13 protein-coding genes are annotated in these 14,624 nt (G+C 40.4%); 11 read left to right on the plus strand and 2 right to left on the minus strand.

Translation table 11 applies throughout. The features are described from left to right. Positions 1-47: 47 nt before the first annotated feature. The 6 genes from HCN54_RS14050 (at position 48) to acs (ending at position 8,497) form a co-directional block, all read left to right on the plus strand. Positions 48-2,531, plus strand: a complete 2,484-nt coding sequence (locus HCN54_RS14050; RefSeq protein WP_167598278.1) for a hypothetical protein — start codon at positions 48-50, stop codon at positions 2,529-2,531. A 78-nt stretch (positions 2,532-2,609) separates the two neighbouring features. Then, a complete protein-coding gene (locus HCN54_RS14055) occupies positions 2,610-3,512 on the plus strand; it encodes a histone deacetylase (RefSeq protein ID WP_167598279.1) in 903 nt (300 codons plus the stop codon). A 165-nt stretch (positions 3,513-3,677) separates the two neighbouring features. Further along, positions 3,678-4,196, plus strand: coding sequence for a hypothetical protein (locus tag HCN54_RS14060; RefSeq protein WP_167598280.1), 519 nt, complete (start codon positions 3,678-3,680; stop codon positions 4,194-4,196). A gap of 140 nt (positions 4,197-4,336) precedes the next feature. After that, complete coding sequence (locus HCN54_RS14065) at positions 4,337-4,594, plus strand: DUF4212 domain-containing protein (protein WP_167598281.1); 258 nt, start codon at positions 4,337-4,339, stop codon at positions 4,592-4,594. 105 nt (positions 4,595-4,699) lie between these two features. Then, positions 4,700-6,472, plus strand: coding sequence for a sodium:solute symporter family protein (locus HCN54_RS14070; RefSeq protein ID WP_167598282.1), 1,773 nt, complete (start codon positions 4,700-4,702; stop codon positions 6,470-6,472). A gap of 114 nt (positions 6,473-6,586) precedes the next feature. Beyond that, entirely contained in the window at positions 6,587-8,497 is a 1,911-nt protein-coding gene (acs, locus tag HCN54_RS14075; protein WP_167598283.1) for an acetate--CoA ligase, read from the plus strand. Between the two features lie 74 nt (positions 8,498-8,571). Here the strand turns inward: acs and HCN54_RS14080 are convergent, their stop codons facing one another. Beyond that, on the minus strand, positions 8,572-8,904 hold the full coding sequence (locus HCN54_RS14080) for a single-stranded DNA-binding protein (protein WP_167598284.1): 333 nt from the start codon (positions 8,902-8,904) through the stop codon (positions 8,572-8,574). Between the two features lie 229 nt (positions 8,905-9,133). Between HCN54_RS14080 and HCN54_RS14085 the strand changes: the two genes are divergently transcribed. From HCN54_RS14085 to HCN54_RS14095, 3 genes are all read left to right on the plus strand, one after another. Then, entirely contained in the window at positions 9,134-9,862 is a 729-nt protein-coding gene (locus HCN54_RS14085; RefSeq protein ID WP_167598285.1) for a carbon-nitrogen hydrolase family protein, read from the plus strand. A gap of 69 nt (positions 9,863-9,931) precedes the next feature. Continuing rightward, positions 9,932-10,456, plus strand: coding sequence for a YfiT family bacillithiol transferase (locus HCN54_RS14090; RefSeq protein WP_167598286.1), 525 nt, complete (start codon positions 9,932-9,934; stop codon positions 10,454-10,456). Positions 10,457-10,500: 44 nt separating this feature from the next. After that, positions 10,501-10,848, plus strand: a complete 348-nt coding sequence (locus tag HCN54_RS14095; protein ID WP_167598287.1) for a hypothetical protein — start codon at positions 10,501-10,503, stop codon at positions 10,846-10,848. Here the strand turns inward: HCN54_RS14095 and HCN54_RS14100 are convergent, their stop codons facing one another. Then, entirely contained in the window at positions 10,849-11,310 is a 462-nt protein-coding gene (locus tag HCN54_RS14100; RefSeq protein WP_072980639.1) for a CBS domain-containing protein, read from the minus strand. Between the two features lie 138 nt (positions 11,311-11,448). Between HCN54_RS14100 and HCN54_RS14105 the strand changes: the two genes are divergently transcribed. After that, positions 11,449-13,755, plus strand: coding sequence for a M20/M25/M40 family metallo-hydrolase (locus HCN54_RS14105; RefSeq protein WP_167598288.1), 2,307 nt, complete (start codon positions 11,449-11,451; stop codon positions 13,753-13,755). A gap of 21 nt (positions 13,756-13,776) precedes the next feature. Then, complete coding sequence (locus HCN54_RS14110; RefSeq protein ID WP_167598289.1) at positions 13,777-14,580, plus strand: SDR family oxidoreductase; 804 nt, start codon at positions 13,777-13,779, stop codon at positions 14,578-14,580. Positions 14,581-14,624 lie beyond the last annotated feature (44 nt).

Raw genomic sequence — 14,624 nt, forward strand, 5'->3', positions numbered from 1 at the left:
GGTATAATTTTTGATATTTTTTTAAAACTCATCAAACTAACCGTTTTATGCTTAAAAAACTACTTACACTCTCTTTTTTACTACTATTTTCAACCTCATTTGCTCAAAATTTAATTCAAGAACTTCAAAAAAAAGCTGATGAAAACTATCAAATACCTCGAGAAACAGCCTATTTGCATCTTAACAAATCGGTTTATCTCAAAGGGGAGCAAATTGCCTTCACCGCTTATATTTTAGATCGGGAAAACCTTCAACCCTTTACATCCGCGACTAATCTTTACTTGCAGGTCAGAGATGCCTCAAAAAAAATTGTAAATGAACAAATGCTATTGATCAATCAAGGTGTTACTTCTAACACCATTAAGATCGACTCAACTTTTGTTCCGGGAGATTATACGATAACAGCATTTACCAACTGGATGCGGAACTTTGACGAGCAAAATTATTTTTTAGATCAAATTGAAATAATTGACCCCGCATCACCTAAAATCGCATCTTCAAACAATACTAATGAAGCGATTGATCTTCAGTTTCTTCCTGAAAGCGGACATCTTTTAAACGGAATTCTCAATTCGGTTGGTGTTATTGCAAAAACAAATCAAGGTCTCGGAATTGCCAACCTTCAAGTTCAAATTAAAGACGCAAACAATTCTATTTTATCAGATTTTAAGCTGAACCATTTAGGAATCGGGAAATTCGTTTTCATCCCTAAAACCGGTGCTTCGTATAGTGCAATGCTTAAATATCCTGATGGAAGTTCTAAAGTCATTCCTGTAGATCTGAATACCGAAGCAAAAGGCATCATCTTGACTGCAACAAATACCTTAGATCGGTTGCATATAGCCGTAAAGACAAATACTGAAAGCCTAAAAACTTTAGTCTCAGAAAACTATGTTTTAATGCTTCACAATCGTAAAGGCTCACAATTACAAGAATTGAATTTCACTGAAAAGACAACACAGGAATTTGTTTTTGAACTTGAGCAACTACCATATGGCGTACAAACCTTTACACTTATAAATTCTGAAAGACAAGCTATAGCAGAACGCATTGTTTTTAATCATCATAACCTACCCACAACGCAATTTGAAACGGTAAAAAGTCGTCTGACTGAAGATTCTATAGAAGTTACTTTAAAGCCTAAAAAGCAACTCAAAAATCCTGTAATAAGCGCTTCGATCTTGCCTAAAAAAGTAAGCACCAATGCTTCAATACGTGCAAACCATTTGCTAAAACCCTATGTGAAAGGCTATATTCAAGAGCCTGAATGGTATTTCACAAATATAGATGCACAGAAAATACAAGAACTTGATAAACTTTTAATAACACAGGGTTGGAGCAGTTTTGATTGGAGTACTGCCTTTAAAAATCCTGCAAAAATCGATCATCCTTTTGAAAATTTAATTGCATTTGAGGCTACGATAAATAAACCTAGAAAAGAACAACAATTTCTAATTCACGCTTCAGAAACTAACCCGCCTCAAACATTGACCATTCCATCTGAAGCCGATAAGTTTATTGTTGACAATTTAATACACTACGCCGATCAAGAATTGAATATCTCTAGAATGACCGGTCGCCGATTAGTATTACCGGATCTTAATTTAAGATTCTCGCCCAATACCTTTCCCAATCTTCAATCTACAATTGAAATACCTTTTAAAATAGATGACCAACCGGTTCAAACTACGTACGACCCGATGGTCTTTCTACCAGAACCCAATACAGAACTTCTTGATGAAGTTTTAATAACCTCTACAGTAAGTAAAGAGAAACTAAGAGAACGAAAACTTGGTTTAAGAAGTTTTGGTAGGGTAAAAGTACTTACAGATCGAGATAGAAAAAATTACGGTACTCTCGTAAGATACTTAAATAACCAAGTAGGACTTCGTGCCAGAGAGTCACAAGGTCAGTTTATTGTAACTAAAACTATGGGTACCTTGGCCAATCAATATAACCCAGATACAAATGGTAAACCAACGGCAGGAGTAACTCCAAACGGTACTGCTAGCAATGGTGACAATTCTGTTATTTTAGATACAGCTGGTTCTGATCTTATAGATCCCGGACCCTATCAGGGAATCGTTATTTTCCTTGATGATGCACCGATAGCAGATAATAACTTTTTCTATAATTATTCTTTAGAGCAAGTAGATTATATTGACATCAATCTCCGCGGTTTTGGCAACGGTTTAATTGGAAGTAATGGTAGCATAAAAATTTATACCGATAATAAAGTAGTGCTAAATTCGCCACGATATTCTAATCCTCAAAAATTCAAAGTACCGGTAGCTTTTAGTGTTGTCAAAAAATATTATGTTCCCAAGTTTAACGTAACCAATGATGCATTTTTTGAACTTTACGGCGTAATTGATTGGAAACCTCAGCTTAAACTTGACGAAAAAGGTACGATGCGTTTTAAGATTAAACGCCCTGATGTAGACTATAAAATGGTATTTCAAGGGATTTCTGAAGACGGGATTTTGCTTCACGATGTACAAGAAGTTTCATTAGAGCAAGAACCATTTTAATAGGTTTTAAATTATTATTTGCAATTTTAATGCAAGCCACGGGTATCAAACCTCTGGCATTGCTCGTAAAATGCAATAATGCTTAAAATCGCCTACCATCCTATTTACAAACATCCGCTTCCTAAGGGACATCGCTTCCCGATGGAAAAGTATGATCTACTCCCAAAGCAATTGCTTTACGAAGGCACCTGTACTGAAGCTAATTTTTTTGAACCCGGTTTTCCAGAGGAAAAATACCTGACGGCTGTTCATACGCAAGAATATGTCAGCAATCTAAAAGCGCTTAATCTGGACCGCAGGGCGATTCGAAAAACGGGATTTCCACTCTCTCAAGAGTTGGTCGACCGTGAGCAAATAATCGCTCAAGGTACAATGACGGGTTGTGAGTTCGCTTTACAATATGGAATCGCCTTCAATATTGCCGGTGGTACACATCACGCTTATTCCGATCACGGCGAAGCTTTTTGCCTACTTAACGACCAAGCAATTGCAGCGCGGTTTCTTCAATCAAAAGGCTTGGCAAAACAAATTCTTGTTGTTGATCTCGACGTACATCAAGGCAATGGCACTGCCGAGATTTTTGAGGACGATCCTTCCGTATTTACATTTTCGATGCACGGCGCGGGCAATTATCCCTTTAAAAAAGAAACTTCAGATCTTGATATCGCCGTTCCCGATAAAAGTGGCGATGCGGTTTACTTAGCAAAGCTGAAAGAAACGCTACCCGGCCTCATCAAACAGGTAAAGCCTGATTTTATCTTCTACCTCAGCGGCGTAGATATTTTAGAAACTGATAAACTTGGTAGACTTTCTTGTTCGGTTGAAGGTTGCAAAGAACGAGATCGTTTTGCACTGTCCTGCTTTCGCGAAAGCGGAATTCCAGTACAAGTGAGTATGGGTGGCGGCTATTCGCCCGATATTAAAGTCATCATCGAAGCACATGCAAATACTTACAGACTGGCTCAAGAGCTTTATTTCTAATCGCTCTAAAGCTAAATCTTCAAGCTCGCTTAGATTTGGTTGAATTTCAATACCCCATAAATCAAAGCTTAGAATGCTTAAGGGTTTTTTCACCCTATTTACATTAAAAACTTGGTTAATAGTGATTTATGCTTACTTTTGTTAAAACAATTAACACTTTTAAAGATGAAAAAATTCACCACCTTTTTTGCCCTAAGCCTTTTTGTATTTGCATTCAACTCGTGCGATGCGGTTGATGAATTAACGGAGATTAGAGTAAGTCCAGATTTAAAAGCGGAAGTTGATGTTTCTATCCCAGAGGGGTCTTCATCAGTTAATTCTGCTATTTCTCTTGATGCTACAAGTAATTCTGATGTAAGAGATAACTTAGACAAAATAGAATCAGTGGATATCTCAGGGTTTACATATGTTTTCAAAGATGTTGAGGCTGCAGCTGGAACTACACTCTCAGGTACGTTATCTTCTGGAGGACAATCAGTAACCTTAAGTAATATTGCTGTTGCCAATGGAACGACTGGAACAGTAAGTTCATCAGAAGCAGCTTTTTTAAACTCTTTAGGTTCAAGCTTAAAATCAAATGGTAAGGTTACCATCGATATTGACGGATCTTTGAGTAATGATGAAGGTGCAAGTTTTACCTTAGAAATTACTCCAACCTGGACATTCTTAATTGATGTTTTATAAACTAAGGATTATTTAAAATTAAAAAACCCGGTGCCTCAGCACCGGGTTTTTTAATGCAAATTTTCTCAGAAACAGGTAAGTACAGGGAACCGTATTAAATTTTATAAGCTATATTAGAAAGCGTTTTAAATCATTATCCTATGTCAAAACCAGATAAATCTAAAGCCTACTGGCGCGAAAACAAAAAATACCTAGCTATTTTACTCAGCATTTGGTTTGTGGTTTCCTTTGGTTCCGGCATTCTTTTTAAAGACTTACTCAATCGATATAGTTTAGGAGGTTTTAAATTAGGATTCTGGTTTGCTCAACAGGGAAGCATCTATGTTTTTGTAGTACTCATCTTTGTTTACGTCTGGCTCATGAACCGGCTTGATAAAAAATACGGCTATAATGAGTAAACTACCCCAGGGCAAGCCACGGAGTATTAAACCATTTGGGGGTGCCAATAAATGCCTTTACTATCTATTTAAGCAGATTCTTGCTGCAAATTAAACTTTCACATTATGAGCGTTCAACTTTGGACATGGATTTTAGTAGGCATCACCTTTGCCTTATACTTTGGAATTGCTATTTGGGCTCGGGCCGGCTCTACCAAAGAATTTTATGTCGCCGGAGGCGGGGTTTCTCCTCTAGCCAATGGAATGGCCACCGCAGCCGACTGGATGAGTGCTGCCTCGTTTATCTCTATGGCCGGGATCATTTCTTTTGCGGGTTATGACGGCTCCGTGTACTTAATGGGTTGGACCGGCGGCTACGTCCTACTCGCGCTTTTGCTGGCGCCGTACCTACGTAAATTCGGGAAGTTCACGGTTCCTGATTTTATTGGAGATCGCTATTACTCCAACACCGCGCGTACCGTAGCGGTGATTTGTGCGCTTATCGTATCGTTTACCTATGTTGCCGGGCAGATGCGCGGTGTAGGTATTGTATTTTCTCAATTTCTTCAAGTGGAGATTACTACCGGCGTGATCATCGGTATGGCAGTGGTTCTCGTTTTTGCTTTCTTAGGCGGAATGAAAGGAATCACCTATACACAAGTAGCGCAATATTGTGTGCTCATTTTTGCCTTTATGGTTCCTGCGATTTTTATTTCAATTCAAATGACGGGAAATATAATTCCTCAAATCGGAATGGGATCCCGTGTAGAAGACGGCACCTTTCTACTTGAAAAATTGGACAACCTGCATACTCAATTAGGCTTTAAAGAGTATACCGAAGGCACCAAATCTACTTGGGATGTCTTTGCAATCACCCTCGCATTGATGGCGGGTACTGCGGGTTTACCACACGTGATCGTAAGGTTTTTTACAGTACCAAATGTAAAAGACGCTCGTAAATCGGCCGGACTCGCACTTTTACTTATTGCAATTTTGTATACCACGGCACCTGCGGTTTCTGTCTTTGCACGTACCAATCTCATCGAGACGGTAAGCGATCAAGAATACACATCGCTTCCTGAATGGTTTAAAAACTGGGAAAATATGGGATTGATCGCCTGGTCTGATAAAAATGAAGATGGAAAAATTCAATATGTGAACGGCGATGCAACCACAGGAAAACCGGAATTCACCGCGGAGCGTGGCGCAAGTGGAGAACGTCTTATCGCTAACGCTTCGACTGAAACGAATGAACTTTATGTAGATCGGGATATTATGGTACTCGCCAATCCTGAAATAGCCCAACTGCCTTCTTGGGTGATCGCACTCGTAGCAGCCGGTGGACTGGCAGCAGCGCTTTCCACAGCAGCAGGTTTACTGCTTGTAATTTCGACTTCAGTTTCTCACGATTTGATCAAAAAACAACTTAAGCCTAATATTTCTGAAAAAGGTGAATTGCTCGCAGCGCGCTTAAGCATTTTAGTTGCTATCATCGTTGCCGGATTATTTGGTATTTATCCGCCGGGATTTGTGGCCGCTGTGGTGGCACTGGCTTTTGGGCTCGCTGCAGCCTCCTTTTTTCCGGCAATTGTGCTGGGGATATTTGATAAACGTATGAACAAACAAGGCGCCATAAGCGGAATGATCGTAGGAACGATATTAATGCTTTTTTATATGATTCGGTTTAAAACCGGATTGATAGGTGTTCTTGATCCGCTGCCTGCTTCAGAATGGTGGTTTGGCACTTCGCCAGAAGGTTTTGGCACTTTTGCCATGTTGATCAATGTCATCATTTCGATAACCATAAGCCGACTCACACCTGCTCCGCCAAAGGATGTACAGGAAATCGTAGAACGTATACGTATTCCTAGTGGCGCCGGTGAAGCTCAGCATCATTAAAATGATAGAAGTTTAACGCATTTTTATTAAAATTTTGCGGCAACTGCAGAATTGTTCAAACCTAAACCGATAACGATTTAGTAATTTAGTGAGGACTAAAAGCACAATTCAACCATGAGTAATTATCACATAAAACATTTAGAAGAATATTTTCAAGTATACCGTAAATCTGTAAGAAACCCCGAAAGCTACTGGGAAGAAATAGCCGAAGAGCATTTTATGTGGCATAAACGCTGGGATAATGTGCTGAGTTATGATTTTGACAAACCTGAATTTAAATGGTTTGAAGGTGCCCAATTGAATATTACCGAAAACTGCATTGACCGTCACCTACGCACCCGAGGAGATAAAACAGCGATTCTTTTTGAGCCCAACGATCCCAAAGAAAAAGCACAACATATTACGTATAACGAACTGCATAAGCGCGTTGCCAAAATGGCTAATGTGCTTAAAGCAAAGGGAATTAAAAAGGGAGATCGCGTGTGCATCTACTTGCCAATGATTCCTGAGCTTGCTATCTCATTATTAGCTTGTGCGCGTATTGGCGCCATACATTCTGTAGTGTTTGCGGGTTTTTCTTCAAAAGCCTTGGCAACAAGAATTAACGATGCAAGCTGTAAGATGGTGATCACTAGCGACGGCTCTTATCGCGGAAGCAAAACCATCGACCTAAAAGGTATTGTTGATGAAGGTTTAAAAAGCTGTGAAAGCGTTGAAAATGTACTCGTGGTTAAACGCATTAATGCTGAAATTCCTATGGAAGAAGGCCGCGATCACTGGCTACAGCCTTTACTGGATGCGGCAGAAGAAACCTGCGCTCCTGAGATTATGAATGCCGAAGATCCACTGTTTATTTTATACACTTCGGGTTCTACAGGAACGCCAAAAGGAATGGTACATACTACCGCAGGCTATATGGTGTATACCGCATTTACCTTTAAAAATGTATTTCAGTATCGAGAGGATGATATTTATTGGTGTACGGCAGACATCGGTTGGATAACCGGACACAGTTATATTGTTTATGGTCCGCTGGCGAATGGTGCCACGACCGTAATGTTTGAAGGTGTGCCTAGCTATCCTGATCACGCCCGTTTCTGGGAAATTGTTGAAAAACACAAAGTGACACAGTTTTACACGGCACCAACCGCCATTAGAGCTCTCGGAAAAGAGAATCTGGATTTTGTAGAAAAACACGATTTGTCTTCTTTAAAAGTACTCGGTACTGTAGGCGAACCTATTAATGAGGAAGCTTGGCACTGGTATGATGAAAATATTGGGAAACGTAAATGCCCTATCGTAGATACCTGGTGGCAAACCGAAACCGGAGGAATTATGATCTCGCCTATTCCTTACTCTACTCCGGCGATACCAACCTTTGCAACGCTTCCGTTACCGGGGATTCAACCAGCCTTAATGGATGAAGAAGGAAAAGAAATTAAAGGAAATCAAGTAGACGGCAGACTGTGTATAAAATTTCCTTGGCCGTCGATGGCACGTACTATCTGGGGCAATCACCAGCGTTATAAAGATACCTATTTTTCAGCCTTTAAAAATATGTATTTCACGGGTGACGGGGCTTTACGTGATAGCGTGGGGTATTACCGAATTACCGGTCGTGTAGATGATGTGGTTATCGTGAGCGGTCATAACTTAGGAACTGCGCCAATTGAAGATGCCATTAACGAGCATCCGGCAGTTGCAGAAAGTGCGATTGTGGGGTATCCGCACGAAGTAAAAGGAAATGCGCTTTACGGTTATGTGATCTTAAAAGAAACCGGGGAAACCCGTAATCAGGACAACCTAAGAAAAGAAATCAACCAGATGATTTCAGATCGTATTGGACCCATTGCCAAACTGAATAAAATTCAATTTACAAGTGGATTACCAAAAACCCGAAGCGGAAAAATCTTGCGTCGTATTTTACGTAAAATCGCTTCTAACGACACTTCAAATCTTGGAGATACCAGTACGCTATTAAATCCTGAAATCGTCCAGGAAATAATGGATAATGTGATTAAATAATAGCATTTATCATAAAATTCAAAAGCCGCATTATCTTAATAATGCGGCTTTTTTGATGCAATTCCCTATCCTGGTTACTTCCCGAGCAGCAGTAATTCATTACAGACAATTTCGGTTAAATAGCGCTTTTCGCCTTGTTTGGTCTCATAGCTGCGCGAGGTAAGTTTACCTTCAATGGCTACTTCTTTTCCTTTGGTTACATAGTTTTCTATAACCTCAGCCGTTTTTCCCCAGGCAACCACATTGTGCCATTGCGTATCGGTCACGCGCTCGCCTTTATTATTTTTATAGGTTTCGTTTGTGGCAATACTGAATTTTGCCAGTTTCTTACCCGAATCAAGATTTACGATTTCAGGGTCATTTCCCAAGTTTCCGATCAACTGTACTTTGTTTCTTAGCGTACTCATAATTTTAAATTTTTGGTTAAACAGTTAATGATTAATTACACTGCAAAGATGAAATGAGAGGCAAATTATATTCGGTTAAGAAATAGTTACTTTCGTTTATAAATGTTTGTAACCGTTTGTAAATGAATATGAGTCGAAGTAGAATAAATAATTTTGAGTCTTTAGCACATCTAATAAAGCTTAACTTCGTTATAAAACACCAATACCAAAGCAAAAACTTATCAGGCTTATGAAGATTTGCTTAGCACAAATAGCCCCTCATCGAGACAACGTTCAAAAAAACATGGAGATCCACAAAAAATGCATTGAACGCGCAATTCATGAACAAGCAGATCTGATCGCTTTTCCTGAGCTTTCTCTTACCGGTTATGAACCCCAAAAGTCAAAAGCCTTGGCCTTTTCTGAACATGATGAGCGACTAGATCTTTTTAAACAGCTTAGTGACACATACAAAATAACGATCGCTATTGGAGTTCCTACAACCTCTAAAACTGGGATTCATATTAGCATGTTTATTTTTCAGCCGCAGCAGGAGCGCAAATTGTACTCAAAACAGCACTTACACGTAGACGAACTCCCCTTTTTTACACCAGGCACTGAGCAACTTATTTTTAAGGTTAGCCACACAACAATTGCTCCCTCGATCTGCTTTGAATCTTTACAGAATGAACACGCAGAAAACGCGTTTGGTTTAGGCGCAGCAATTTATTTGGCAAGTGTAGCAAAATCAGAAACCGGAATGAAAAAAGCATATATGCATTATCCTAAAATCGCAAAAAAGCACGCCTTTCCGGTGGCTTGCGTAAATAACATTGGCTTTTGTGATAACTTTTACGGAGCTGGTCAAAGCGCTATTTGGAATGGAAAAGGTGACTTGATCGCGGCGCTCTCTAAAGATCAAGAGGGTCTTTTACTTTATGATTTTGAAAACCACAGCATCCGTATCATTGAAGCTTGAAATGCATTGACTTTTATTAAATCTAAACTATCTTAAGGCAAGTGCCGGAATTATTAAATATATCTTCTTATGAATTTAGAACAGCTGAAATATCCTATCGGCTACTTTCAAAAGCCGGAAGCCATCAGAGCAGAGCACCTTACATCGTGGATTGCGACTATTGCTGAATTTCCACAAAAAATTACGGCGTTAACTAAAAACCTTAAAGAAGACGCACTCTCAAAAACGTACAGGCCTAATGGTTGGACGATCAGACAACTTGTACATCATTGTGCCGACAGCCACATTAATGCGTTTATTCGGTTTAAGTTTGCACTCACTGAAGAAGCGCCCAAGATCAAACCTTATTTTGAAGATAAATGGGCCGAATTACCCGACACACGATCTGCTGCGATCACTTCCTCATTACAATTGATTGAAGGCTTACACGCGCGCTGGACAACGCTCCTTCAATCTTTACATTCTGAAGATTTGATTAGAGAATACATACATCCGGAACACGGTAAACGCTTCAGCCTTGCTGAAACTATTGGGATGTATGCTTGGCACTGTGAGCATCATTTAGCACATGTGCAAATAGCGCTTAAAAACTAGAAATTCAGTATCTTAGAAAAGTTTTGTTTTAGTAGTTAGAGCATATGCAAAAAAACTGTCCGGAGTGTGGAGATAAAATTATAGGCAGAGCAGATAAAAAATACTGCAGCGACGCCTGCCGCAATGCCGCTAACAATAAACTCAACAGCGACACTAAAAATCTAATACGCAATACTAACAACCACCTGCGAAAAAATTACCGTATTCTAGAGTCACTCAATCCCGAAGACAAAACCAAAACCACGCGTGACAAGCTCGCTTCTTTGGGTTTTGATTTTAATCTTTTTACGAGTATTTACACCACAAAAGCCGGCACGGTGTACTACTTTGTTTACGATCAAGGCTATTTACCTTTAGAAGGTGATTATTATGCTTTGGTAAAACGCAACTGATTACTTCCAGGTATTTCCTCTAAGTTTTAAAGCAGCTTTAATCACATCCATCTGACTGATTTGCCCTACTAATTTTCCGTTTTCAACAATGGGAAAACGTCTGTGTTTACGCTCGATAAAGAAACGGGCTGCATCAAAAACATTCATGTTCCCATCAATGGTTTCCACATCAATCGCCATATTTTGACCTACCGTAGCATTATCCATCGGCAGATTGTGATAGCGACTATCTGAAATATGCTTGATACAATCTCCCTCAGAGATCACACCGAGCAGTTCGTTGTTCTCATTCACCACCGGCGCACCAGAAATACGATGTTTGATCAGCTTCTGCATCACATCCATAACCGATTGATCTGGAGTAAATGTGATCAGCTTGGTCGTCATATAATCAGACACCTTGATATTTACCTCTTCGGCAACGACTTTAGATCGTTTACCCATAAAACTCTTGATTCCCATACGCTTATATTTTAGACTCTTTAAATTAGAAAAATTATTTGAATTAACGAAAACGTTTGCATTAACTAAAAAGCATATTAACATCAACCTTGTGCAAAACCTAGTTTCCCACTACCTTTAGCTTAACTATACGTGCTTATGAAAACAACCTACGCTGCCGTCCTCTCGCTTCTATTGCTTTTAGGGCTTACCTATTTCAGTTTTTATACTCATAAACCTCAACAAGTTTCAGGTCTAGACACTCCCGCAACCAAATTCTCAACTGCCCGAGCTTTTCAACTTTTAGATTCGATCGCTCAAAAACCCCACGCGGTAGGGATGCCCGCACATCAAGAAGTGCAGGATTTTATAGTTACGACTTTAGAAGAGTACGGTCTTGAAGTAGAGCTACAAAGTGATTTTGCTTACAAGCCGGGTTGGGGCGCATTAAGCAGAGCCGAAAATATAATTACTCGAATTCCCGGTACTGGTGAAGGTGATACCTTATTAGTGATGACGCATTACGACAGTGCACCGCATACGGCCTCAAAAGGCGCCAGCGATGCCGGAAGCGGCGTAGTCACTATTCTAGAAAGCATTCGTGCATTATTAGCCAAAGGCGAAAAACAAAAAAATGATATCATTCTCCTTTTTACCGATGCGGAAGAATTGGGGCTCAACGGCGCCTCTGTCTTTGTCAACAAGCACCCTTGGGCAAAAGAGGTTGATCTAGCATTGAATTTTGAAGCGCGCGGAAGCGGCGGGCCTTCAAATATGATCGTAGAAACCAATGGCGGAAACGGTGCATTGATCAAGGCTTTTGCTGAAGCAAATCCGTCGCATCCTTATGCCAATTCATTAATGTACAGCGTTTATAAACTGCTGCCTAATGATACTGATAGCACCGTGCTGCGCGAAAACGGCGATATTGACGGCTTCTTTTTTGCCTTTATTGGGGATCATTTTGACTATCATACGGCAAACGACATCCCATCTCGTTTAGACCCGGAATCTTTAGAACATCAAGGCAGCTATCTTACTGCTTTACTTGAACATTTCAGCAATGCTGATCTCAATTTAAAGGCAGACCAAGACTATATCTACTTGAATATGCCCCTAATCAAAATGCTGTATTATCCATTCAGTTGGATTTTCCCTATGCTAATTTTAGGTTGGATTTTATTTTTTGCGGTGCTTATTTATGGCCTGCGCAACAAGTCTTTCAAATTGATTGAGGTTTTACGCGGATTCCTACCGCTGCTTATTGCCCTTGTTCTCGCTTATGTCATCAGCTTAGGATGGAAGTTAATCCTGGCATTAGACCCTAAACAAGCCGATATTTTACAAGGTTTTCCTTACAACGGTTACGAACTGCTTGCCGGTTTTGTTGCGCTAACATTGGCTGTTGTCTTTTTTATTTACAAACTATTTTACCGCCCCAATAGTGCTGCTTCCCTTAGTTTTGTACCTTTATTTTTCTGGTTGTTGATCGCTACCGGAGTGGCCGTGTATCTTCCGGGAGCTTCGTTTTTTATCATCCCTGTGTATTTTGGATTGCTGGCTGTGTTTTTACTTATTAAGTTCTCAAAACCGCAGTTCTTTATTTTAACGCTGCTTTGTGCTCCTGCGCTTTTTATAATCACGCATTACATCAAAGAATTTCCGGTGGGTCTCGGTCTTAAAATGCTGGCCGCCGCAACGATCTTGACGGTATTACTTTTTGGTCTCCTACTTCCGGTAATTGGATTTTATAAGATGAACGCTAAGATTGCCGGGCTTTTTACTTTGGTAAGTATTGGGGCTTTTATTGCCGCTTATGGTAAGGCAGATTTTACCGAAGAACGTCCCTTTCCTACGAGTCTGAACTATGTCTATGACGTAGATCAAGAACAGACATTTTACGCTACATACAACACCCAACTCGACTCTTGGCTTCACGAGATCTTGGTTCAAAATGCCACTGACGATACACCACTAGAGATCAATCCGCCATCTGGTAAATACGGTAGCCAATACAATTATATCACCGCAGCGCCTAAAAATTTTGTCGCTCCGTCTCAAGTCTATACCGAAAAAGACACCGTGATCAGTGGCGAGCGCCGACTTGATTTTGTGATCTTTCCGCAGCGCAATGTGGGCGATATGATCTTGATGTGTCCGCAAGGGACGCTATTTAACCGACTCAGTTTTAACGGGCAGGAAGTGTTTCCGCGAAGCGGAGAAAATCATCCTCTGGAAAATCGCAACAGTGATTATTTACTGAGTTATCGTCTGGTAGATCGTGAACCTCTGGAAGTTCATTTAAGCATTGCTGAAGACGCTGAATTAAGCTTTACACTTTTTGATTATAGTTACGATCTTTTAGAAAACAGCAGCTTTGACCTACCTTCGCGACCCAAGAACAGTATGCCGATGCCTTTTGTAAATACAGATGCGCTAGTGACTAAGCAGCACATTCAGTTTTAAGGCTTCGGAAAAATTTGAGCTATGAGCAACATTGCAATCGCAGGATTAGGCTGGTTAGGGTTACCCCTCGCCGCACAATTACAAGAATTAGGACATCACGTTAAGGGTTCGGTCACTTCAAAAAATAAACAAGCCGAATTACGCAACCACGGCTTAGATGTCTATCAGGTTGAAATTGCTGAAGATGAAATACGCGGTGAAATACAAGCCTTTCTCGCTGATACTGAAATCCTGATCATCTTGATTCCGCCGGGACTACGCCGCAATACCGGCCATAACCACGCCTTGCGTATGGCTCAATTGCTGGATGCTACCGAAAAAGCTTCGGTTAAAAAGGTGATTTTAATAAGCAGCACGGGCGTTTATGATGACGCTCAAGGCGCTGTTACCGAAAAAGACCTTCCACAACCTCAAGACAACAAAGGCAAACAACTACTAGAGGTCGAGCAGATTTTCTTTAAATCTTCTGCAATAGAAACTACCGTGATCCGTTTTGGCGGACTCTTTGGCGGAAGCCGAAATCCTGTAAAATACCTTGCCGGGCGCACCGGTTTATCTAACGGAAACGCGCCCGTAAATTTGATTCACAGACAGGATTGTATGGGAATTATTCTAGGGGTGATCTATAAAAATGCTTTTGGGCATATCATTAATGCGGTGCATCCCGAGCATCCCAAAAAAGCTGAGTACTACACCAAACAAGCGATAGCCTTAGGTCTAGAGCCACCACAGTATGATACCGAAGAAGCAGAGGAAACCTACAAAAAAGTAGATTCGGTTACTTTAAAGCCTTTACTGGGCTACACGTTTCAGAAAAGTTTATAACTAAAAAAACCCGGCAAGCACACACCGGGTTTTCCATGTTTCCT

Source organism: Leeuwenhoekiella sp. ZYFB001 (genome assembly GCF_011784865.1).
Classification (GTDB): Bacteria; Bacteroidota; Bacteroidia; order Flavobacteriales; family Flavobacteriaceae; genus Leeuwenhoekiella; species Leeuwenhoekiella palythoae.

Bases quoted from the DNA above. Each gene is read 5' to 3' on its own strand.
- HCN54_RS14095 (WP_167598287.1), top strand. From the start codon at position 10,501: ATGCAAAAAAACTGTCCGGAGTGTGGAGATAAAATTATAGGCAGAGCA.
- HCN54_RS14050 (WP_167598278.1), top strand. From the start codon at position 48: ATGCTTAAAAAACTACTTACACTCTCTTTTTTACTACTATTTTCAACC.
- acs (WP_167598283.1), top strand. From the start codon at position 6,587: ATGAGTAATTATCACATAAAACATTTAGAAGAATATTTTCAAGTATAC.
- HCN54_RS14065 (WP_167598281.1), top strand. From the start codon at position 4,337: ATGTCAAAACCAGATAAATCTAAAGCCTACTGGCGCGAAAACAAAAAA.
- HCN54_RS14100 (WP_072980639.1), bottom strand. From the start codon at position 11,310: ATGGGAATCAAGAGTTTTATGGGTAAACGATCTAAAGTCGTTGCCGAA.
- HCN54_RS14090 (WP_167598286.1), top strand. From the start codon at position 9,932: ATGAATTTAGAACAGCTGAAATATCCTATCGGCTACTTTCAAAAGCCG.
- HCN54_RS14060 (WP_167598280.1), top strand. From the start codon at position 3,678: ATGAAAAAATTCACCACCTTTTTTGCCCTAAGCCTTTTTGTATTTGCA.
- HCN54_RS14055 (WP_167598279.1), top strand. From the start codon at position 2,610: ATGCTTAAAATCGCCTACCATCCTATTTACAAACATCCGCTTCCTAAG.
- HCN54_RS14085 (WP_167598285.1), top strand. From the start codon at position 9,134: ATGAAGATTTGCTTAGCACAAATAGCCCCTCATCGAGACAACGTTCAA.
- HCN54_RS14105 (WP_167598288.1), top strand. From the start codon at position 11,449: ATGAAAACAACCTACGCTGCCGTCCTCTCGCTTCTATTGCTTTTAGGG.
- HCN54_RS14080 (WP_167598284.1), bottom strand. From the start codon at position 8,904: ATGAGTACGCTAAGAAACAAAGTACAGTTGATCGGAAACTTGGGAAAT.
- HCN54_RS14110 (WP_167598289.1), top strand. From the start codon at position 13,777: ATGAGCAACATTGCAATCGCAGGATTAGGCTGGTTAGGGTTACCCCTC.
- HCN54_RS14070 (WP_167598282.1), top strand. From the start codon at position 4,700: ATGAGCGTTCAACTTTGGACATGGATTTTAGTAGGCATCACCTTTGCC.